18 protein-coding genes are annotated in these 21,647 nt (G+C 68.6%); 9 read left to right on the top strand and 9 right to left on the bottom strand.

Features of this window, described 5'->3' with window-relative positions:
- Nucleotides 1-30 precede the first annotated feature (30 nt).
- Complete coding sequence (locus POL67_RS18305) at nucleotides 31-1,362, bottom strand: trypsin-like serine protease (protein ID WP_271918724.1); 1,332 nt, start codon at nucleotides 1,360-1,362, stop codon at nucleotides 31-33.
- Here POL67_RS18305 and POL67_RS18300 point away from each other — a divergent pair.
- The 7 genes from POL67_RS18300 to POL67_RS18270 all read left to right on the top strand — a co-directional run bounded on the left by POL67_RS18300 (nucleotide 1,361) and on the right by POL67_RS18270 (nucleotide 7,929).
- Complete coding sequence (locus POL67_RS18300) at nucleotides 1,361-1,786, top strand: hypothetical protein (RefSeq protein WP_271918722.1); 426 nt, start codon at nucleotides 1,361-1,363, stop codon at nucleotides 1,784-1,786. The genes POL67_RS18305 and POL67_RS18300 overlap by 2 nt on opposite strands.
- A 182-nt stretch (nucleotides 1,787-1,968) precedes the next feature.
- Complete coding sequence (locus POL67_RS18295; RefSeq protein ID WP_271918720.1) at nucleotides 1,969-2,559, top strand: RNA polymerase sigma factor; 591 nt, start codon at nucleotides 1,969-1,971, stop codon at nucleotides 2,557-2,559.
- On the top strand, nucleotides 2,546-3,289 hold the full coding sequence (locus tag POL67_RS18290) for a hypothetical protein (RefSeq protein ID WP_271918718.1): 744 nt from the start codon (nucleotides 2,546-2,548) through the stop codon (nucleotides 3,287-3,289). The genes POL67_RS18295 and POL67_RS18290 overlap by 14 nt, the downstream gene beginning before the upstream one ends.
- 62 nt (nucleotides 3,290-3,351) lie before the next feature.
- Complete coding sequence (locus POL67_RS18285; RefSeq protein WP_271918716.1) at nucleotides 3,352-4,194, top strand: HugZ family pyridoxamine 5'-phosphate oxidase; 843 nt, start codon at nucleotides 3,352-3,354, stop codon at nucleotides 4,192-4,194.
- 44 nt (nucleotides 4,195-4,238) lie between these two features.
- Nucleotides 4,239-5,510, top strand: a complete 1,272-nt coding sequence (locus tag POL67_RS18280) for an ABC1 kinase family protein (RefSeq protein WP_271918714.1) — start codon at nucleotides 4,239-4,241, stop codon at nucleotides 5,508-5,510.
- Nucleotides 5,511-5,599: 89 nt separating this feature from the next.
- Nucleotides 5,600-7,270: a WGR domain-containing protein gene (locus POL67_RS18275; protein WP_271918712.1), complete on the top strand. Its 1,671-nt coding sequence runs from the start codon at nucleotides 5,600-5,602 to the stop codon at nucleotides 7,268-7,270.
- Between the two features lie 80 nt (nucleotides 7,271-7,350).
- Nucleotides 7,351-7,929 (top strand): hypothetical protein, encoded by a 579-nt coding sequence (locus POL67_RS18270; RefSeq protein ID WP_271918710.1) that lies wholly within the window; start codon nucleotides 7,351-7,353, stop codon nucleotides 7,927-7,929.
- A 33-nt stretch (nucleotides 7,930-7,962) separates the two neighbouring features.
- Here POL67_RS18270 and eutB read toward each other — a convergent pair whose 3' ends face one another.
- Genes eutB through POL67_RS18255 form a run of 3 tightly spaced genes read right to left on the bottom strand, consistent with a single transcriptional unit; the run spans nucleotide 7,963 to nucleotide 12,837 of the window.
- Entirely contained in the window at nucleotides 7,963-10,161 is a 2,199-nt protein-coding gene (eutB, locus tag POL67_RS18265) for an ethanolamine ammonia-lyase subunit EutB (RefSeq protein ID WP_271918708.1), read from the bottom strand.
- A gap of 14 nt (nucleotides 10,162-10,175) precedes the next feature.
- Complete coding sequence (locus tag POL67_RS18260) at nucleotides 10,176-11,597, bottom strand: ethanolamine ammonia-lyase reactivating factor EutA (protein ID WP_271918706.1); 1,422 nt, start codon at nucleotides 11,595-11,597, stop codon at nucleotides 10,176-10,178.
- 13 nt (nucleotides 11,598-11,610) lie between these two features.
- Nucleotides 11,611-12,837 (bottom strand): CehA/McbA family metallohydrolase domain-containing protein, encoded by a 1,227-nt coding sequence (locus tag POL67_RS18255; RefSeq protein WP_271918704.1) that lies wholly within the window; start codon nucleotides 12,835-12,837, stop codon nucleotides 11,611-11,613.
- A 314-nt stretch (nucleotides 12,838-13,151) separates the two neighbouring features.
- On the opposite strand from POL67_RS18255, the gene POL67_RS18250 reads away from it, so the two are divergent.
- Entirely contained in the window at nucleotides 13,152-14,198 is a 1,047-nt protein-coding gene (locus POL67_RS18250) for a hypothetical protein (RefSeq protein ID WP_271918702.1), read from the top strand.
- Between the two features lie 3 nt (nucleotides 14,199-14,201).
- Here POL67_RS18250 and POL67_RS18245 read toward each other — a convergent pair whose 3' ends face one another.
- From POL67_RS18245 to POL67_RS18225, 5 genes are all read right to left on the bottom strand, one after another.
- Nucleotides 14,202-15,743 carry a TolC family protein gene (locus POL67_RS18245; protein WP_271918700.1) on the bottom strand — a complete coding sequence of 514 codons (1,542 nt, stop codon included), beginning with the start codon at nucleotides 15,741-15,743 and terminating at the stop codon, nucleotides 14,202-14,204.
- Nucleotides 15,736-16,941 (bottom strand): ABC transporter permease, encoded by a 1,206-nt coding sequence (locus POL67_RS18240; protein WP_271918698.1) that lies wholly within the window; start codon nucleotides 16,939-16,941, stop codon nucleotides 15,736-15,738. The genes POL67_RS18245 and POL67_RS18240 overlap by 8 nt, the downstream gene beginning before the upstream one ends.
- Complete coding sequence (locus tag POL67_RS18235) at nucleotides 16,941-17,657, bottom strand: ABC transporter ATP-binding protein (protein ID WP_271918696.1); 717 nt, start codon at nucleotides 17,655-17,657, stop codon at nucleotides 16,941-16,943. Before POL67_RS18235 ends, POL67_RS18240 begins: the two co-directional genes overlap by 1 nt.
- Nucleotides 17,650-18,963 carry an efflux RND transporter periplasmic adaptor subunit gene (locus POL67_RS18230; protein WP_271918694.1) on the bottom strand — a complete coding sequence of 438 codons (1,314 nt, stop codon included), beginning with the start codon at nucleotides 18,961-18,963 and terminating at the stop codon, nucleotides 17,650-17,652. The genes POL67_RS18235 and POL67_RS18230 overlap by 8 nt, the downstream gene beginning before the upstream one ends.
- 92 nt (nucleotides 18,964-19,055) lie before the next feature.
- A complete protein-coding gene (locus POL67_RS18225) occupies nucleotides 19,056-20,069 on the bottom strand; it encodes an NADP-dependent oxidoreductase (protein WP_271918692.1) in 1,014 nt (337 codons plus the stop codon).
- A 103-nt stretch (nucleotides 20,070-20,172) separates the two neighbouring features.
- On the opposite strand from POL67_RS18225, the gene POL67_RS18220 reads away from it, so the two are divergent.
- Nucleotides 20,173-21,537, top strand: a complete 1,365-nt coding sequence (locus tag POL67_RS18220; protein WP_271918690.1) for a cytochrome P450 — start codon at nucleotides 20,173-20,175, stop codon at nucleotides 21,535-21,537.
- Nucleotides 21,538-21,647: the final 110 nt, after the last annotated feature.

Raw genomic sequence — 21,647 nt, 5'->3', positions numbered from 1 at the left:
ACGTTACGAGCCGGCGAGGCCAAAACGTGCTCACCCCGCGAGCGCGAGGAGGAGGTATCCGATCTCGTCGTCCACCACGCGCTTTGCGTCGGCCGCGTCGGGCGGCACGTCCACGAGGCTCTCCACCTCCGCGAGCAGCATCTTCTTGTACACCCCGCGCAGGTCGAAGGCCGCCTTGCGCACGTCCCCCTCGCTTCTGCCGAGGCGGGCAGCGACCTCCTCGTAGCGATCCCGAGACGCGCTCGCGGTCAGCGTTCCTTTGAGTTCATCGAACAGCGCGCTCTTCCCAGCGGCGGCGTATTTCTCGCGGACCTGGTCGAGCACGCGATGAAGCAGATTCTCGGCGAAGGCGCGCTCGTACAGGCGCTCCGGCGTGAGGTCGTGCGAAGGCTCGGCCTGATAACGTCCCTCTGCGCGCTCGGCGTCAAGGCTTTCGAACTGGACGTTCCCGCCAGCGGCTGCGCTGCGCGCGTGGAACGCGCGTCCCTGGAGTGGGGGGTGACCAGGGCTCGTGGTCAGAGGCAGTTCGCCTGCTTCATCCAGTAACCGACGGTCCCCTGGTCCTCCGCGGCGCCCGACGGACCCATGAAGAAGACGTGCTTCACCGGATAGGTGCTGCTGGGCGACGTGACGCCCTGGTGGGGGGCGCTCGCGCTCGCCCACGCGGCGCCCAGATAGCTGTTGGTCCCCGGATAAGGGCGATACGTGTACGGTGGCGAGTTCAGCAGGACGCCCGGCGCCGGCGGCGAGAAGAGGTTCGGATACGCGACCTCCGCCCAGTTGAACACGCAGGAGATCTGCGTTCGTCGGAGCGGGCGCGGGGTGGGCGACGATCTGCTGCATGATCCACCCGTGGAGCAGATCGACCCGCGCGAGGAGCTCGATTTGCTTTCCGCTGCCCAGCGTCCCCGAGCCGGAGTTGACGGCGACGATTCGGTGCGGGTCCGTGTCCTTGATGAAGACCGGACCGCCGGAGTCGCCTGGCTCGAGCACATTGCTGGCCCAGTCGTCGAACGCGAAGGTGCCGGAATAGGGTGGCGCTGCACCGATCATGGTCCCGTAATTGAGATCGTACACATCCGCCCCCCAAAGCGTCCAAGTCACGCCATTGTGCATGCGGCCCACGTTCGTCACCGGCGTGTTCGCGGGAACCGCCGTTGGCTCGATCGTCGGGTACGAGCGAAGCCAGATGGGCTTGCTCAGGAACAACAGCGCGATGTCGTGTTGCGCGGGATTGATGAAGTCGCCGACCGTCGTCCAATCGTAGACCGCGCTTCCCGTCGTCGTGCGCGATTCCGCCCCAACCTTCACGGTAAACGTCGTCGGCCCCATGATACAGTGGCCGGCGGTGAGGACGACCATGGGCGCGATGAGCGTGCCGGTGCACGTTTTGATCGCGTTGGCCGGTACGTTCCCACCTGTTCCATCGATCGTCACCGCCTCGGGGTACTTCTCGGTGACACTCGTCCCATTGAGGATCGCATCACTGCTCGACGACGTGTCCTCCTCGAACACGTTCTCGTCCGACTCCGTGGCCACCACGCAGCCTGCGAGCGTCACCGTTCCGGCGGCGAGGAGGAAGAAGGCCGTTCGCAAGGAAATACTCGACGTGTTCATGTTCGTTGTCTCCAAGGCCGAGCGGCGCGAGGGAGGTCCGCCGAAAGGTTCACCCGCGGCGCGGGTGGCCATGCGCATGGGGATGACGCCACGGCTCATGGTGGTGAGGCGCGTGGACAACCCCGCCGGCGCGAAAAACCAACTCGGTCGGTTGCGTCGCTTGGCTTGATCTGTCCTTGGGGCGCGGCCGACAAAACGTTACGAGATGATCTTCATGCCTGTGCTGATTCCCGGTGGCCCCGTACGACGCGGCCGCGCCCCCCATCGAGCAGCAGGAACGTCCCTCCCCCGCCCCGCATCTTTTCTTGTCACCTCCCCCCGCCCGCCCCGTAGAGCATGGGTGAGCACCTCATGCGCCTCTTCCCCTGGCCCTGGGCGGACCCTGACGATCGCCATCGCGCTCTCCTCACCCGCGCCCAAGCGGGCGACCGCGAGGCGTTCCGCTCCCTCTACCAGGACCTGTACGACCCGGTCAGCCGCTTCGTCGGCCGGCGCGTTCGCAGACGGGAGGACGCCGAGGACCTCGTCGGCCGCGTCTTTCACAAGCTGCTCGAACACCTCGGCGACGTCGATCTCCGCCGCGGCTCCGTGCGCATGTACGTCCTCTCGATGGCCAGGAACGCCGTCATCGATCATGCCCGCGCCCGCCGCGAGGGCACGCCGCTCGACGACGTCGCGCCCATCCTCGCCGACGATCGGGGCACGCCCCTCGATTCGCTCGTCCAGAAAGAGCGCGTCCGCGCGCTCCGCGCTGCCGTCGCGGCGCTGCCCGATCACGTGCAGGAGGTGCTCGCGCTTCGGTATGGCGATGGCCTCGAACATGCCGAGATCGCGGCGCTGCTCGGAGAGTCCACGGCCGCCGTCAAGCAGCGGCTCTCGCGCGCCCAGCGGTCGCTCCGCGAGGTGCTCCAGGAAGGTGAGGTGGTCGATGTTCGGTTCTGATCGCGAAAAAGAGCTCGATAAGGTCTTCGAGCCCGCGAGCGCGCCTCGCCCCGAGCACCGCACAGCGCTCGAAGCGTCGCTCCTCGCCCAGTTCGATTCGATGACCCCGGAACAAAGGAGAAAACCGATGGAAAAGAAACACGTCTTGCGGAAGGTAGCGTTTGGCGCGGCGATCGCCGCGGTGATCGGCGTCGCGGCTTGCGCGGCTCCCCTGGAGGTCGACGTCGAGGTCGGCCGGAGCCTCACGATCACGTATGCGGAGACGGAGGCGAGCCCCAAGCCGCCCGAGGTCATGAAGGCCCTGGAGGGCTCGGTGAAGCTCGACAACGTGAAGGTCCGCGGCCGTCACGTGAACGGCGAGGTCACCTTGCAAGTCGAGGCGTGGGGCGAGGACCTCGGCGACACGTCGCTCGGCGACAAGCTGCGCGAGGCCATGCCCGCGCTCGCCGAGGCGAAGATCACGGAGAAGCCGCTCTCCGGCAAGCTCGAGAGCACGCTCGGCCGGAAGATCGGCCACGATCTCTTCAACCTCGACATCACCGACGACCAGGACGTGGAGGTGGTCCGGCAGAAGATCCTCGCGCAGCTCGCCGCGCAAGGCGTCGAGGGGCAGGTCAACGTCAAGGTGGAAGGGGACGGAAAGGGCGAACGGCGCGTGAACATCGAGGTCCGGCGGGAGGGAGAGGAGGGCCTCCCCGAGGAGGTGGAGGAGAAAAAGGCCACGCCCTGAGTCCATCGTCCGCAAGGCCCGCATCGAATCAGCCGGCGCGCCGTGTTATGACGGCCCTCATCATGACGAAGGGCCGCGAGCAGAATGCCGCCGGGAACGAACACGAAGGCAAAGGCGTGGACACGCGATCCACGGCCGCAGGGACCGGTCCGTCTTCGGCCTCCCCCCGCGCGCCGAGCCACGCCGAACGCGCGCGCACGCTCGGCCGCGCTGCCCGATTCGGTTCGCTCGCCACGATGGCGCGTGATCCGGAAGGGTTCCCTTATGCCTCGCTCGTGGCGCTCGCCACGGATGCGCGCGGCCGTGCCGTCTTTTTGCTCTCCCGCCTCGCCGAGCACACGCAAAACCTGCTCGCCCGCCCCGAGGCCTCCGTCCTCCTCCTCGAATCCCCCATCGTCGGAAAAAAACTCCTCGAAAAGGGCCGCGTCACGCTCATCGGCCCCTGCACGGCCGTCCCGCCCGAGGAGGCGCCCGAATGCCGCGCGCTTTTCCTCGCCGCGCACCCGGACGCCGCGACGTACGCCGATTTCTCGGACTTTTCCCATTACCGCATCGAGCCGCGCTCCTTGCGTTACGTCGGCGGCTTCGGCCGCATGTCCTGGATCGACGCCGCCGCGTATGCCCGCGCCGAGCCCGATCCGCTCGCCGACTTCGCGTCCCGCATCCTCGGGCACATGAATGACGACCACGCGGAGTCGATCCTCGCGTATGCCCGCAAGCTCGCCGGCATCGGCGACGCCACGGACGCGCAGATGACCGGCGTGGATCGGTATGGCATCGAAATGGCCGTCACGACCCCTTCGGGCGAGCGGCGCGTGCGGCTCGCCTTCGACGCGGAGATCCAGACGCGCGAGGAGGCCCGCAAGGCGCTCATCGAGATGGCAGGGCGGGCAGAAGAGGGGTAAGGGCTCTTTACCCCGCATCGTCCGGCTGCTATTTCCGCCCCTGCATGTCGGACGAAACCAAGCTTCCTTCGGGCCGCCTCGGCCGTCTCGTCCGCCTCGCCGAGATCGGCGCGCGCACCGGGACGAGCCTGCTCCTCCGCCGCGAGGGCGACGACGCGGTCGCCAAGCGCGCGGCCGAGGTCCTCGGCAACCTCCGCGGCGTCGCTGCCAAGGTCGGCCAGATGGCCGGCTACATCGACGGCCTCGTCCCCGAGGAGCACCGCGACGCCTACCAGCGCTCGATGAAGACGCTGCTCGCCGGCGCGCCCCGCTCCTCGCCCGAGGCCATTCGCCGCCTCGTCGAGGAAGAGCTCGGCGCCCCGCTCGATCGCCTTTACGCCGAATGGGACGACCAGGCCGTCGCGAGCGCCTCCATCGGCCAGGTGCACCGCGCCCGCACCCTCGAAGGCGCCGAGGTCGCGGTCAAGGTCCAGCATCCCGGCGTGGCCGAGGCCGTCGAGGCGGACCTGAAAAACGCGGGCCTGCTCGAGGGCGCGCTCTCGATGATGGGCACGCGCAAGGTCGGCTCCGCGAAAATGCTCGAGGAGGTCCGCACCCGCTTCCGCGAGGAGCTCGATTACACGATCGAGGCCCAGAACCAGATCGAGTTCGCCCGCATGTTCGAAGGCGACCCGAAGATCCTGGTTCCCGCGGTCGACCGCGATCGTTCGTCGCGCCGCGTGCTCACGAGCCAATTCGTCCGCGGCATGAGCCTCGACGAGGCGAGCGCCCTGCCCGAGCGGGATCGCGTCGAGATTTGCCGCACGCTCTGGCGGTTCGTCTACAAGGGCACGCTCCTCGGCGACATGTTCAACGCCGACCCGCACCCGGGCAATTACTTCTTCCAGGACGACGGCCGCGTGGCGTTCCTCGATTTCGGCTGCGTGCAGCCCATCTACGAGAAACGACGCGGCGTCGCGCACAAGCTCCACCGCGCGGCGATCGATCGCGACGAGGCGACCTTCACCGAAGCCGCGAAGATCATGCTGGAGACGCGCGGCGGCGACCACGAAAAGCGCGTGCTCTCGTACATCCGCCGCGCGTTCGAGCCCCAGTTCTCCTCGCCGTTCCGCATCACGCGCGACTACGTGGCGAGCCTCGTCCACCACATGAGGGAGGCGGGCAAGGAGACGCTCAAGACCGGGGACCCCTCCTTCGTGCCCATGCCCGAGGGCATGCTCTTCATGAACCGCCTCCAGTTCGGATTCTATTCGGTCCTCGCCCGCTTCGACGTCGAGGTCGACTATGCGGCGGAGGAGCGGTCGTTCATGGCGTAGATCCGCCTCGAACAGCCCTGATCCCTGGTGACGCACGCCCGTGCGTCGTGCTCTCATCGGTTTCCCGGAAACCCGGAGGAGAGCACGACATGGCCACCAAACGCACACCGAGCACCACGAAAAAGAGCGCGCGCAAAGCGTCTCCGAGCGCCGCGTCGACCCGCACCACCTCGGCCCCGCGGACGAGCGCCGCCCGCGCCCCCGCCCCGGCCGCGAAACGCAGCCGCACCGCCGCCTCCTCCGGCCGGACCACGGCCGCCGCCGCCGCGCCCGCCGCCGCCGCGCCCGCCGCTGCCGCGCCCGCGCCCGCGCCCGCTGCCGCCGCGCCCGCTGCCGCGGACCCGAACCGGACGTACCTCGAGCTCTCCGAGGACGGCGGTGGTTCGCACAAGTTTTACGAGGTCTTGATCAAGGGGACGAAGGTCTCGATCCGGTATGGCAGGATCGGCGACAGCGGACAGAAGCAGGAGCAGACGTTCCGCACGGCGGCCGAGGCGACTGCATTCGCGCAGAAGAAGATCAACGAGAAAAAGAAGAAGGGCTACGGGGCGGCCGTGATGGGCGTGCGGCAAAAGCGCGCCGTCACGCGCCGGACCATCATGAGCAAGCCCTCGACGGCGAAGCGCGCGCCCGTCTTGTGGAAATTCTCCTCGGGCGCGGCCGCGCTCGGCATCTACATCGACACGAAGCTCTTCTGGGTCGGCAACCAGAGCGGCGCCGTGTTCGCCGTGACCGCCGACGGCACGATCGAGCAGCAATACAAGCTCCCCGACGGCGTGAAATGCATCATCGCCGACGACGACTGGCGTTATGCCGGCTGCGACGACGGCAACGTCTACGACCTCGGCGGCCACGTCCCGCGCCTCGCGTACGAGGTCGAGGAGAACGTCGACATCTTCTGGATCGACATCTACCGCGGCAAGCTCTGCGTCTCCGACGCCGACGGCAACATCGCGATCTTCGATCATGAGAACGAGACGAACTGGCGCAAGAAGAGCAAGGGTTCGAGCGGCTGGATGGTGCGCGCCGACGAGAATGGCGTCTACCACGGCCATTCTGCGGGCGTGACGAAGTACGCCTGGAAGGACGGGAAATCGGTCTGGGAGGCGAAGACGGGCGGCTCGGTGCTCTTCGGCTGGCAGGAGGCCTCGGACGTCTACGCCGGCACGACCGACGACAAGGTCTACGTCTTCACGAAGGGCGGCAAGCCCGGCGTGGTCTGCGATTGCGACGACACGGTCTACTCCTGCGCGGCCTCGCCCGGCGGCAAGTACATCTTCGGCGGCGACTCGAGCTCTACCATTTATTGCTTCGACGCGACCGGCAAGCGCCTGTGGAAGCTCGCGACCGGGTGCGGCTCGGCGTACTCGATGCAATACCGCGACGAGCGGCTCTACATCGTCACGACCGACGGCTCGCTCGCCTGCATCGACGCGAGCGAGGAGGCGATCCAGAAGGCGCAGGCGGGCGAGGTGCCCACGCCGCGCGACATCAAGGCCCCGGCGAAGGTCGAGGAGATCCCCTCGACGCAGCTCGAGACCACGCGCGACACGTCGAAGGGCGTGATCGTCGAATGCGTGAAGCAAGGCGGCAAGCTCCGCGTGCGGATCGTCTCGCCGGGCTTCAAGTCGTCGTACAACTGCCAGTTCCCGCGCAACATCCGCGTCGAGGGCGCCAAGTACGTCGTCGACGAGGTGCGCGAAGTCGCGGGCGGCGGGTTCTACCGCGTGCTCGGCGAGATTCGCCGCCTCGCCCCGTAAAACGAAGAGCCCCTTCCCCTCCCGCGCGAGAGCAGTTTTGCGGCCTGGCGAGCTCCGCCCCCGGCGGCTATCCTCGGCCCATGCGACCTTCTCTTGCGTTCTCTTCCGCATTTCTTGCAGCAACCCTCGCGCTTTTCGTGGTCCCCGCCTGCGGGGGCGACGGCGGCGACACCGGCAATGGGGGCGCCGGCGCGTCCGGCGGCTCAGGTGGCAACGGTGGGACCGGCGGCGCGGGCGGCGGAACCCCGGGTCCCTGCTCCGCCGCGGGCAAATGGCAAATCACGTACGAAAAAGACATGGACGGGTGCGTCCCCACGGGGGATGTCTTGACGGTCACGCCCAACGCGTCCGACGTCTCGATCAGCGTCACCTTCGAGGGTGACGACACGATGCCCATGCATTCGTGCAACCCGATGCCCCCCGAGCCGGCCACGTACACGGCGACGGGCGAGGTCTCGATGGACGGATGTACCCTCACCCTCGAAAGTGAAACGTCGTATTGCTTCTCCGGCGAGGGTCAATGCGAGGAGCGCGCGCTCACGCTGCAGATCCATGGCGACGACGCGACGGGCACGCTCACGTACAAGAAATGCTGGTGCCCGACGATCGGCGCCGGCCCGGTCACGGTGAACGCGACGGCGAAGCGCGTGGTGCCCTGACCCGAATTCCCTCCGCCGCCCTTCCTTCCAGCCTCAAGCCGAGAGCAACGCCTCCAGGCGATTGCCTGCCGCGCGGCGCTCCAGCACCTCGAACACCTTCTCGGCGATGACGCCGCCCGCTTCGATCGGCGGGAGCCCGCCCGCGTAGATGTTCGAGATCACCGTGTATTCGAAGCGCGCCTCGGGATTGCCGCTGAACACGGCGGCCTTTCGCCTCGTGTCGTCGTCGCGCAAGCAGTACACGAGGTAGGCCGAAAGGCTGCGCGACGCGAGGGCGTCGCCGCCGGGACGCTCGCCGATCAGGCAGATCACGAGGTCGCATTGGACGAGCTCGGCGACGTCCTCGGCGAGCTTCACGCGCCCGTTCGGGGCCAGGAGGGGTTTGCCCATGGGGATGCCGCGGGCGTTCAAGCCGTCGAGGAGGACGGGGAGCAAGTCGCCGGCATTGTGGTGGACGGCCTCGGCGCTCAGTCCGTCGGAGACGAGGATCTGCACCTTCTTGCGCTCGGGGACGAGCGCGGCGCGGTGCGCGGCGGCGACTCGCATGCCGAGGTGCGGCGAATGGAGGTGTGCTTCCTTGGAAGGCGCTTCCGTGGCAATCACGCGGAAATCGATGACCTCTTGCAGCTCGCCCACGCGGAGCTCGCTCTGCGTCGCCTCCCGGCCCACCGCCTGATGCAGCCGCACCTGACGGCTGACCTCGTCGGCCGGCCGCGGCCCGGCGTTCTCGAATCCATGCAAGGCCGGCGTGGTCGCGATGAGCCCGGAAAGCTCCGCATCCGACGATAAAAACAGGCGAGGGTTTCCCCAGTTCGGGCCGCGGGCGAGGCTGCCGTCCTCCTCTTTGCGGAAGATCCCCCGCTCGATCGCCCACGCCTCGTACTCCGGCGTCACGCGCTTGCCGTACAGCTCGCGCAAGGTCTGGTCGTCGTGGCCGCTGGTATCGAAATACGCGAGCATTCGATCGGTGTTGAGCGCGACATCCATGTAATAATTCGCGCCCGCCGCCGTGAGCATCTGCGTGGCCATCTGCTGGCCTTCGAGCGTGATGTGCGAGTGGAGCGTGAAGCACGGCGCCATGCCCATGGGCAACCCGAGGAGCTTGCCCATGAAATGGTCCTGCAGGTTCGACACGATCATCTCGAAATTGTCGAGGTGCGTCTCGGGCCCGATGAAGCCGGTGACGTTGTTCACCATGAAAGGATCGTATCGGCGGGCGAGGCCATAACAGAGGGCCTCCGTCGTCGTCATGTCGATGCCGTGGTGCTTGCCGTAGGTGAACTCGCTCCCCTGGCCGGTCTCGAAGTACATGAACTGCCGCGCGTTCGGCCCGAGCGGTCCCTTGTCGCGCATGGTCCGATAGCCGTGATCGAGCAGCTCGACGGTGACGTCGAACTCGGACGTGAGCGTCTTCTCGGTGCCGGCCAAGCTCTGAAAGAGGATCTCGACCGGCGCGCCTCGTTCGAGGCAAGCGAGCTGCGTTTTGATGTGCCCGAGGACGCAGATCTGCGTGGGGACGCCGGTCTTCTGGCGAAGTTTGTCGAGGTGACGCAGGAGCCCGGACACGTTCTCGACGGTGTCGATGGCGGGATTGATGCCGAGCAGCGCGTCCCCCGCGCCCACCGAGAGCCCCCAATACAAGAGCAGCGTGATCCCGCGCAGGTCGTCCGTCGGATGGTTGGGCTGCAAGCGCGAGGACAAGGTCCCGGGCAAACCCAGGTTCGTCCGCGCCTTCGTGGGCCGCGAGATACGCCGCGCCAGGAAGATGAGCTCGTGCACGTCGCAGATCTTCGCCAGCGCGGCCGCCATCACGCCGGTCAAGGCCTTGCCCACGCGCGCGATCGTAGCGCCCGGCGAGCGCAGGAGATGGTTCTTCAGGCCGCCCACGGTCATCGATTCGATCTCGGCGAAGACGGACCGATCGATCGCGTAATTGACCCGCATGACGGAATCGACGTTCCCCTCGTCGTCGGTGAGCGGATGGTCATACAGGTGCCGCAGCGTCAACGAGGACAGGATCGTCCGCGCGGCCTCGCGGTGCCGGGCGCTCTTCGCCGCGAGCCCTGCATTGCGGTCCCCCGCCTTGGTCTCGTCAGCGGCGCCGAGGAGGGCCTTCAGGCCGAGGAATGAAATCTCTTCGTCGAGGACGGTCGCCCGATACCGCTCCGGCGGCCCGGGCGGGGGAACGACGATGTCCGACCATGGCACGAGCGTCTCCGTGACCTTCTCCATCCCTTCCTCGCTTCTCAATCTTGCCCGTAATACCACACAGGAACCACGTGATCCTTCATGCGCCCGATCTGCGCGAAGCGGGCGTCCCTGACGGCAACCTCGTCGATGACGACGAGCTTGACGGGGCTCTTGCCCCAATCGCTGACGTATTGGCCGAGGGTCTTGCCCACGTTTTCGGCCACGAACAAAACCAAGGTCTGTTCGGGCCGCAGCGGACGCGCCTTCAAGGCGTCGCCAAGCAAGGCGCCGAGCCGGCGAAGGGCGGCGAGCGAGGGCCCGGCCCCTTCGATCCGCAAGCAGCCGCCGGCCTGGCTCTCACGCACGAGACGAAGGAGCGTGTGCACGCGGCCGGCATCGGCGTCGCTTCCCAGGCGGCCGAGAATGGGGAGATCACGCAGGGGCAGGACGTCCGGCGACGAGAGGAAGACGGTCGAGCCGGAGATGTCCATGCTGTGACGCATCATTCCGAAGACGGTCGCGCGGCCGAAATGGTCGGGGATCCACGCCGAGAGGTCACGCGCGAGGACGTCGGACGAGAGGATTCGCTGGGCGAGATCCATGCCGAGATCCCCGAACACCGTCGTCGAGGGCCACGGCGCGCCCCGGAGTTTGTCGTACACGAGCGCGCCCACGCCGCCCGAGAGTGTGACGATACGAGGCACGTGCGGCGCGGGGGGTTCGAGCCCGAGGTCCGTGTGCAGATGCAGGCGCGCGGCGTCCTTCGTAAATGCCTCGGCGCGCCCGATGACCGCGGCTTCGAGCAACGTGACGTAAAACGAGAGCACGGCGTCGACCTCGCCGGGAGAGAGCTCGTCCCCAGGCCCCCGGGTCATGCCCAGGTGATCGAGGAGCGCACGGCCGTACCTCGACAGGGAGATGATGCGATAGGTGCCGGGCTCGACCTGAACATGCCTCGCCCCCACGAACAGACATCCCGTGCGGCGGACGTCTCCATCGATGCCGAGCGCGAGGTTCGTCGTCCCGCCGCCGATGTCGAGGTTGAGGATTTCGACCTCCGGATGGCGTCGTGAGAGCCGTGCAGCGCTCCCGAGAAACGCCATCCACGATTCGAGGTTTGCGTCGCCCGTCGCCACGAGAATGGCATCACCGAGGCGCGTGCGGAGGAGCGACACGAGGGCCGCCGCGTTCTCCCGCTGGGCCGCGAGCCCCGTGATGAGCGCGCCGCCGCCGAAGATCGCCTTCCCTTCAAGCCCCCCTTCCGCGAGCCAGCCATCGAGCAGCGCCACGACCGAGGCCTCGTCGATACGTCCTTCACGGAGGGGCGTGAAGACCGGGACGGAGCGGTATTCTTCGGTGAGCCGGCTCAGCTCCACCCGGCCGGTCACGCAATTGCGGACCATCGTGGCGGACGCGACCATCGCGCTGCTGGTCGTGCTGCCGAAGTCGAGACCCAACAGGCTGACGATGCCGCTCACCCGGGCCAATACATCACGGAGTCAGGCCTGCGCCCAGCGAAAACGGGCAATTCACGTACACCGGTCCCGAATACCCCGCGTCGACCCGCGCCCGAAGGACGCTGCATTGGCCCGGCGTGACCGGGACGAACACGGTATGCCCCGACTCCTCGGGCGCGAGGACGGTGCCATTCGCGAAAAAGCGGATCTCCTCGCCCCGGGCGCGCACCTCGACCATCGTCGCGTCGCGGATCACGCTCCCGGGCGGTAGCCACGCGCCGCCCGCGGCGCGCACCTCGAACGAGCACGCCGCCGGATCCCGCACACAGACGCGCCCCGCGACGATGCCCTCCCGCACACCCTTCGCCGAGCGCTCCTCCGCCAGCACGAACGTCGCCGCCCGCAGATGACCGCTATGGCTGTCCGAGCCTCCGACCGGCACGAGGGGCCGCGCGCGCAGCGGGATCTCCCGATCGAGCCGCGCGAGCGTCGCCTCCAGCGTGGTCAAGGAGTCCCCGAGGAGGAAACGATCCCTGAGCTCGGTCACCGCGAGGTTGTACACCTCGAACGCCTGCGCGTTCTGATCGAGATCGACGATCTCCGCCGGATACGGCCCCGGCGCCGTGAACGGGCGCCAGGAGAGGTTGGCCCGCGCCATTCGAATGATCGAATCGACCGGCGTGAGCAGCGGGTGGTTGACGACGAGCAAGCCTCCGCGCCGCAGATATGCCTGAAAAAACCGCGCCGGCTCCTCGACGGCGGCGGTCGCAGAGACCTCCGCGAGCACCGCGCCGAGGTCCGCGAACGAGGCGCCGATGTGGCCATACCGATGATCGGTGTACTCGAAGCCTACGATGAAGATCGGCTCCCCCTCCCCGCGCGGGACCGCGCGTTCGAGCGCCGCGAGCTCTTCGCGCACCTCCTCGCGCAGCCGATCGTTCTGGAAGAACCGCGCCGGCACGTGGGGCGTGAGCACCACGAAATCGAGCCCCTCGGCATGGGCGAGCTCCACCGTCTCCTCCATGCCGCGGCTCACGTGCCGGGGCGAATCGGGGGGACTCACGTGGCAATGCATGTCCCCGCCGAGGATCTGATAGGGGCTCTTCGCTTCGGGGAGGACCGCCGCGGGGATTTCGGGCCGGGCCGGCCGGTGGGCGCTCGACATGCCGGCGTCGAGCAGGTGATGCGAGATCGAACGGCTACAGCCGGCGAGAAACGTCAGGGCGAAGAAAAGAACCGTCGTCTCGGGCGCGCGTGTCACGGGATTCCCCTTCTCATGGCCGGGCTTGGACGGCGCGGCAAGCGCGGAGCTTGGGCGCCGGATCGGCGAACGAGGTTCCTGGACCGTGGTCAAACTTTGGAGAGAAGGAAAGGAGTCGAAACGGAGCTTTTTCGTCGTATCCCTGCCATTCGACGAAATCCTGCCTGCTCACCGGACCCCGCAACGCTGCAGGCTCGAGCCTGCACCCGAGCACATTTTCTACGCCGAAAACCGCGGGATCGGGCTGATTCGCGGAAAAACCGCGGGCCGGCGGGCCGAGCTGGGCTGGCCCGCCGCGTGCTTGAAGAAACGGCATGATCGCGCTCCTCCTCAGCTTTGCATGGGACGTCCTCCCTCGTAGGCCCGCTCTCCAGGAATCCCCGCGCCTCGCCGAGGCTGGCGACCGCGTCGAGCGCGTCGTGACGGAGGCGTACATCACGCGGGTCGTGGCGATGAAAGACGCCGCCGCGCGCAACCTGCTCATCACCCAGGCCTACGGCGATCTCTCGCTCGAAGTCGCCGATCTCCTCGGCAGCGGCGCGGCGATCAACTGGTGCACGATGGCCGCCTGGGCCTCGCGCCGCGCCGGACAGTCCATTCGCGGTGAGGATCTCCCGGGACAACAATACGTCGCCCGCGCCGCAGCGCGCGTCCCGGGCGCGCGGTTCCTCGTCGATACCATGCGCGACGTCTCGCGGGAGGTCGGCGAGGGCAATCGCGAGGTCTTCCTGGAAGTCGCCCCGGCCTTCGCCGGCTTCGTGCGTGCCTTCCGCGCCGGCGACGAGGCGCTCGCCGCCTTCTTCGCCGCGTTCACGAAAGGCCCGCCGGATCGAGGTGGACAGGACATCCTGCGCCGCGCCTTCGAATGTTACCTCGAAGCCGCCCGCGCGCCCGCGGGCAAACGCAAAGCCGAGCTGCTCTACGCGGCGAACCTGTACGTCGCGCTGCAGGAGCAGACGCGCCTGCAAGGCCGGATCGCGGCGGCGATGCCCGGCGGCCCGACCACGCGCGCGCTCGTCACGAAGGCGATGCTGGAGCTCGAGCTCGGGGGCGGCACGGCGATTCATCGCCTCGGCGCGGATCTGCCGGATGGGCCTTTTGGCGAGCACCTCGAAGCGCTCGAAGACCCGGAGCTCGTCACGTTCGTCCTGCGCTTCGACGCCGACATCGCGTCGACGTGCGGCAGCCGCGCCGAGCGCTGGGACGCGCTCGCCGATCGCATGCGCTTCATCGTGGAGCTGTTCCGATTGCACGGGAGCGACGCGTCGCTCTTCGAGGAACCCCTCAGCGCCGCGGAGTGGCTCGCGCTCACCGGCCGCGTGCGGCCGCGGCGCCCCTTCGCGTCCCGGCCCCCCCTCTGACGTTCACTTCGGCGGCGTGGAGCCGTCGCCGATCCGCGCCGCGATGCGCCCCATCGCGTGCTCCAGCGAGAGCAAGGCCTGGGTGCGATCCACCGTCGCCCGCGCGACGCGCAGGCGCGAGGTGCGCACCGTGTCCTCGGCTTGCTGCACCTGGAGCGGCGTCGACGCGCCGAGCGCAAAACGCGCGCGCTCGGCTTCGAGCTGCCTCTCGGCGATGGCCACCGTCTGCATCGCCGCCGCGCGCCGGGCCTCCGCGGATTCGAGCTGCGCGACGAGGCGGAGCGCGAGGATGCGGATCCGGCTGCGCGCGGATTCGAGCTGGTTCTTCGAGATCTGCGCGTTGATGCGCGCATTCTCGACCTCCGCCGATTCCCGCGCGGTCGTGAGCGGCGCCTCGAAGAGGAACCCCACGTACCCGCCGACGGCGCCAAACGTCCCGATCTGCGCGAACGCCGGCGCGATGCTGCCATTGCCGAGGCCGCGGAGCTCCACGTACCCTTCCACGTCGAGCCGCGGTCGATACGCGTCGCCCGCCACCTGCGCGCGTGACTCGGCCGAGGCGACGCGCGCCTCGAGCTCCTTCAGCTCCGGCGAGAGCGAGGTGAGCGCCTTCTCCACCTCCGCCACGGTCGGCACCGGCGGGGCGTCGGGGCTGCCGGCCGCGCGCAGGCGCACGTTCGGATCGATGACGGCGAGGATCTGCGCGAGCTCGAGCCCGCGCTGGAGCTCCGAGAGCTCCGCCGACGTGACCGACTCGCCGAGCGTCGCAATGCGGGTCTCGTACGAGAGGACGTCGACGGCCGCGAGCGCCCCCTTCTCGCGCCGCTGATCGGCCGCGTCGCGCTCGGTCTTCGCGAGATCCCGCGCGGCCTGCTCGATGCCGAGCGAGCGCGACGCATACCAGAGCTCCCAGTACGCGGTGAGCGCGTCGCGCACGACCTCGCTCGCCACGCGCTCGCGCCCCTCGTGCGCCGCAGCGCGATCGAGCTCCGCGGCCCGGAGCCCGGCCTCGCCCATCCGCGTCCCCGCGCCGCGGAGGATGGGCTGCGTGAGCGAGAGCCGCGTCGACATGGAATACCCCACGCCCGCCGCGCCCGCCGTGACGAGCTCGCCGACGGGGTTCGACGTCGAGCTGCGGCTGCTCTGGACCGAGAGCGACACCACCGTGCCGGTCGCGAAATCCTTCCGCAGCGCCGCGTTCAGCGAGAAGACGTCACGCTCGCCGACCGTGACCTGGCCATCCCGCCCGAGCGCGGGCGACGCGCTGTGCGTGTATCCCCCGTTCGCCGTGAGCACGAACGGATACCGCACCTCCTGCGCCCGCACCAAGACCGCCGCTTGTTTCTCCGATAGAATGGCCGAAGCGACGTCGGGGTTGTGCCGGAGCACGAGCATGATGACGTCGTTCTCCGTGATCTCGTGGACCACGGGCGAGGCCGGCCGGCTGGCCGCGCTCGGCGGCGTCTGCTGGGCGAACGCGTCCGCGGAGGAGAGGGCGAGCGCGAGCGAAGACACCGCGACGCACCATTTCGACGTTCTATTCATGACGCAATGCCTCGATGGGGTTGAGGCGCGCCGCCTTGCGCGCCGGCAGATAGCCGAAGATGACGCCGACGGCCGCGGAGAACGCGAAGGCCCCGGCCACCGTGCCCGGCGAGATGACGAACGGGAGCGAGAGGCTCTGCGTCGCCGCGTACGAGAGCGAGAGCCCGAAGAGGATCCCGAGGATCCCGCCGAGGAGCGCGAGCACCACCGCCTCCACGAGGAACTGCAGGAGCACCTCGCTCGCGAGCGCCCCGATCGCGAGCCGCGTCCCGACCTCGCGCGTCCGCTCGGTGACGCTCACCAGCATGATGTTCATGATGCCGATGCCGCCGACGAGCAGGCTCACGGCCGCGATGCCGCCAAGGAGGCCCGTCATCGACGCCGTGACGCTGCTCATCGTATCGGCGATCTCCTGCATGTTGCGCACGTTGAAATCGTCGACGCCGCCGGGCTGGATGCGCCTCCGCTCGCGCAGGAGGTCCTCGACCTGCGCCTGCACCGAGCTCGTCATCTCCGCGCTCTCCACCTGCAGATACACCGAGCTGATGTTGTTGTTGCCCGCGATGCGCCGCTGGAACGCGCGGAGCGGCATGAGCACGACGTCGTCCTGATCGCCGCCCATCGCCGCCTGCCCCTTCGACGCGAGCACGCCCACGACGAGGCAGGACACCTGCTTCACGCGGATGCGCTGGCCCATGGGCATCGCCCCGCCAAACAGGTTGTCCCGGACCGTCTTTCCGATGATGCACACCGGGGTGCCCGAGGCGGCCTCGACCTCGGAGAAGCTCCGCCCGAGCTCGACCTTGTAGCCGCGAACCTCGAAATACCCATCGTCGACGCCGGTCACGCTCGTCGGCCAGTTCTGGTTGCCGACGACCACCGTGGTATTCGACTGCGCTGTCGGGGACAGGGCCTTGATCCCGGTCACCTCGCGCTCGATCGCCTCGACGTCTTCCTTTTGAAAGGGATTGCCCGCCGTGCGCTCCGGCCCGCGCCGCGCCGCGCCGGGCGAGACGACGAGCATGTTCTCGCCGAGCGCGCCGACGTCGCTGCGCACCTTCTGCGTCGCGCCCTCGCCGATCGTCACCATGGCGATGACCGCGCCGACGCCGATCATGATGCCCAGCATCGTCAAGAACGAACGAAGCGCGTTTTTCCGCACCTCGCGCACCGACATGACCAAGGTCGCCCAGAGCATCAGCCATTCCCCGAGATGATTTTGCCGTCACGGAACACGATCGTCCGCGTCCCGTATTCGGCCATGTCCGGCTCGTGCGTCACCATCACCACGGTGATGCCGTGCTCGCGGTTCAACTGGACCATGAGCTCCATGATCTCGGCCTTCCGCGCGGTATCGAGGTTGCCGGTCGGCTCGTCCGCGAGGAGCAAGGAGGGCTCCGTCACGAGCGCCCGCGCAATGGCGACGCGCTGCTGCTGGCCGCCCGAGAGCTTCGCGCTCGTATGCCCCGCGCGCTCCGCGAGCCCCACGAGATTGAGCGCCCGGAGCGCCCGCGCCCGCCGCTCCTCGGCCGGCACGCGCCGGTAGACGAGCGGCAGTTCCACGTTCTCGAGCGCCGTCGTCCGCGCGAGCAGGTTGAACCCCTGGAAGACGAACCCGATGAAATGGCGCCGGAGCAGCGCGCGCTGGTCCTGATCGAGGTCGCAGACGTTGACGCCGCGGAAGAGGTACGCGCCGGACGTGGGGACGTCGAGACAACCGATCATGTTCATGGCGGTCGATTTGCCCGAGCCGGAGGACCCCATGATGCTGACGAACTCCCCGCGCTCGATGCGCATGTCGACGCCGTCGAGCGCGCGCACCTCGGACTCGCCCTCGCCGTAGATCTTCTCGACACGCCGGAATTCGACGATCGGAGATCTCGCGCCGCCGTCCGCGCGAGGCAGCTCAGCCACGCGGCGCCTCGACCATGCTGACCACGACGTCGGTCCCCTCGGAGATCTCCTCCGCGCGGATCTCCGTGCGAATGCCGTCCGTCGCGCCGACCTCCACCTTCACGCGGCGAGGCTCACCGCCCGTCGGCAGCCAGAGCGCCGGCTCACGCGGCGCGCCCGTGCCCGTGCCCGTGCCCGTCGGGCGCTTTTGCTGTCCCATCCCCGGCCGGCCCCCCGTCGGCAAGAACTGGTTCACCGAGATGCCCTGCTGCTGCGTGCTCGTCGTCTTCCGGTTCGGGTTGAACCGCAAGGCCGCATTCGAGACGAGGAGCACGTTCTTGCGCTCGTCGACCACGACCGTCGCCGTCGCCGTCATGCCGGGGCGGAGCAATCCCTTCGTGTTGTCGACCGAGAGCCACGCCTCGTACGTGACCACGGTCGTCCCCGTCGTCGGCATGTTCTTCACGGCGAGCACCTTCGACACGAACGATTGCTGCGCGTACGCGTCGACCGTGAAGCTCGCCTCCTGCCCCTCTTTCACCGAGCCCACGTCGGCCTCGTCGACCTGCACGTTGAGCTGGAGCTGACCGAGGTCCGCCGCGAGCACGAAGAGCACCGGCGTCTGCATGCCCGAGGTGACCGTCTGGCCCGGCTCGACCGCGCGGTTCAGCACCACCCCGTCGATCGGCGAACGAATGACCGCCTTCGAAAGGTTCGTCTTCGCGACCTTGAGCGACGCCTGTGCGAGCGTCACCTGCGAGGACGACGACGCCACCTGCGCCTCGGCGCGCTTGTAGTTCGCCTGCGCGGCCTCGACGTCCTGCGCCGGCGCGAGCCCCTGCGCCAGCATCCCCTCGGCCCGCGTGAGCTTCAGCTTGTTCTCGCTCGCCGTGGTGCGCGCGTTCATGAGCGAGGCGTTGGCCGAGGCGAGCTGCGCCGTCGCCTCCTCGATCCTGGCCGTGTATTGCTCCGTGTCGATCTCGGCGAGGATCTGGCCCTTCGTGACCTTGTCGTTGAAATTGACGTGGACTTCGAGGACGCGGCCCGTGATCTCCGCGCCGACCTCCACGGTGTTGCGCGCCTTCAGCGTGCCGGTGGCGGTGACGGTCACCCGGAGGTCGCCGCGCTCGACCTTCTGCGACTGGTACTTCGTGCCTTCCGCGGCGGCGGCGGTCTTCTTCTTCCACACATAAAAGCCGCCCCCGCCGCCGGCGACGAGGACGGCGGCGAGCAGCACCCACGGGAGCCGCCGCCGTTTGCCCCGCGCGACGACCTTGAGGACCTCGGGATCCCCGCCGGTCGGCTCGTTGGTTCGAGGAGATGTCATGATCGTTCCCCTTGGACGGTGCCCGAGGCGGGCTCCCTACGCGGGGACGTGCCGAACACGGAGGCCGCGGTGCGCCCCCCCGCGGAGAGGCGTCAGCCCGCCGCCACCTTGATGAGCTGTTTGCCGGTGTTCGCCCCGGTGAAGAGGCGCCGGAGCGCGGCGGGCGCGTTCTCGAGGCCCTCCACGACGTCGACGCGATCCTTGATGCGCCCTTCGGCCGCCCACCGCGCGAGGTCGCCGATGGCTTCGCCGAACCGCGCCGCGTAGTCGCTCACGAGGAAGCCCTCCATGCGGCCGCGCTTCATGACGAGGTTCATGAGGTTCCTCGGCCCGGTCGAGCCCGTCGCATGGTTGTAATCGCCGATCGAGCCGCAGAGCACGACCCGCCCGCGCATGGCGAGGTGCGTGAGCGCCGCCTCCAGGATCGAGCCGCCGACGTTGTCGAAGTACACGTCGATGCCGTTCGGGCAGAGCTCGCCCAGCCGCTTCTGCACGTCCTCGGACTTGTAATCGATCGCCGCGTCGAACCCGAGCTCGTCCTTGATCCACGCGCACTTCTGCGGGCCACCCGCGATCCCCACGACCCGGCACCCCTTGATCTTCGCGATCTGCCCCGCCGCATTGCCCGTCGCGCCCGCCGCGCCCGAGACGACGACGGTCTCCCCTTCCTTCGGTTGCCCCACGTCGAGCAGCCCGAAATACGCGGTGAGCCCCGTCAGCCCCAGGAGCGAGACCGCCATCGTCGGCGACACGCCCTCCGGCAGCTTCCGCGGGCCCCGGATCGAGGGCTCGATCACGGCGTGGGTTTGCCACCCCGTCATCCCGAACACGAGATCCCCCGGCGAGAAGCCGGGCAGGCTCGAACGGAGCACGCGCGCGACGCCGCCCGCGCGCACCACCTCGCCGATCGCCACCGCCGGCAGGTACGAGTCGCGCTCGATCCAGATCCGCTGCGTCGGATCCACCGAGAGATACAGCGTCTCGACGAGGATCTGCCCCGGCCCGAGCTCTGCCGGCAAAGGCTCCTCGTGCCAGGTGAAATCGCTGTCCTTGATCATCCCCTCGGGGCGCGCGGCAAGCCGCCAGGAACGGTTCACTTCAGTCATCGTCAGCTCCTCTCGCGGCGCACCCTATCCGGCCGGGGCGCCCCGAGCAACGGCCCGCGCGCCGCCCCTTCCCTCCTTCGCGTTCCCCCCTATGCTGCGCCCCATGCAGCGCGTGCCCGGACTCCCCCTGCCCCCGGCCCTCACCCTCCCGCCGTTCCTCTACCGCCCGTTCCCCTTCCTCGAGGCCATGGCCAAGCGGTACCCGGACGCCTTCACGATGCGGTTTCCGGCCAATCCCAAGCCCGCGGTGGTCTTCCACCACCCCGACGCCGCGAAGGAGATTTTTGCGCTCGGCCCGGACGACGCGCACGCGGGGCAGGTCAACGCGGTGCTCGGGCCGATCCTCGGAAAAGCCTCGCTCCTCCTGCTCGACGGCAAGGAGCACCTGCGCCAGCGCAAGCTGCTCATGCCGCCCCTGCACGGCGAGCGCATGGCATCCTACGGCGCGCGCATGGTCGCCCTCACCGAGGCCTCGATCGCCGGCTGGCCCGCGCGCGAGCGTTTCCCGGTGCACGAGCGCCTGCAGGCGATCACGCTCGACGTCATCTTGCGCGTCGTCTTCGGCATCGGCGAGGGCGAGCTGTTCCACCGGTTGCGCGAGCGGCTCGTGGAGATCCTCGAGCTCACGACGAACCCGATCTTCCTCGTGCCCATGTTCCAGCGGGACCTCGGCCCCCTCACGCGCTGGAACAGCCTGGTCCGGGCCCTCCACAAGGCCGACGAGATGCTCTATGGGGAGATCCGGCGCCGCCGGACCTCGGGCGAGCGTGGGGACGACATCCTCTCGCTCCTGCTCGACGCGCGCGACGAGGCGGGCGAGCCCATGAGCGACGGCGAGCTGCGCGACGAGCTCATGACCCTGCTCGCCGCCGGCCACGAGACCACGGCGACCGCGCTCTCGTGGGGGCTGCGGTGGATCCTCGCCTCGAAGAGCCTGGTCGCCCGCCTCGTCCGCGAGCTCGAAACGGAGGGCGCATTGCCGGATCTCGCGCCCGAGCGCATCGCCCGCTGCGCGCTGCTCGACGCGACGGCGCGGGAGACGTTGCGCTTGCAGCCCGTGGTCCTGATGGTCGGGAGGCTCCTCCAGCGGCCCATGCGCATCGGCGGCTATGATCTCGAAGCCGGCACGCCTGCGCTCGTATCGATTTACCTCATTCATCGAAGGCCCGACCTTTACCCGGATCCGACGCGCTTCGATCCGGACCGCTTTTTGCGCCAGCGATTCGCGCCTCACGAGTGGCTCCCCTTCGGCGGCGGCATTCGCCGCTGCATCGGCATGGCGTTCGCGCTCTATGAAATGAAGATGATCCTCGCCACGATCCTCGCGCGCACGGAGCTGCGCCTGCCGCGCTTCGGCAAGGTGCACGAGGTGCGTCGCGGGGTGACGATCGCGCCTTCCCGCGGGATGCCGCTCGTCATGGAGCGGCGCGACTCAAGCCGGATCCACGATCGAAAAGACCGCTCGTAGAACAGCATTGGGGATGGCGAGCGAGAGATACGCGACGAAAAGCTTCAGGGCGAGGCCGTGTTTCTTCGTGGTGAGCCACTTTGCCCCGATTCGGAGCAGGCACGTGAGAA

The organism is Polyangium mundeleinium, assembly GCF_028369105.1.
Classification (GTDB): Bacteria; Myxococcota_A; Polyangia; order Polyangiales; family Polyangiaceae; genus Polyangium; species Polyangium mundeleinium.
The sequence above is the reverse complement of the archived record's forward strand: the minus strand, read 5'-3'. Positions and strand labels throughout refer to the sequence as shown.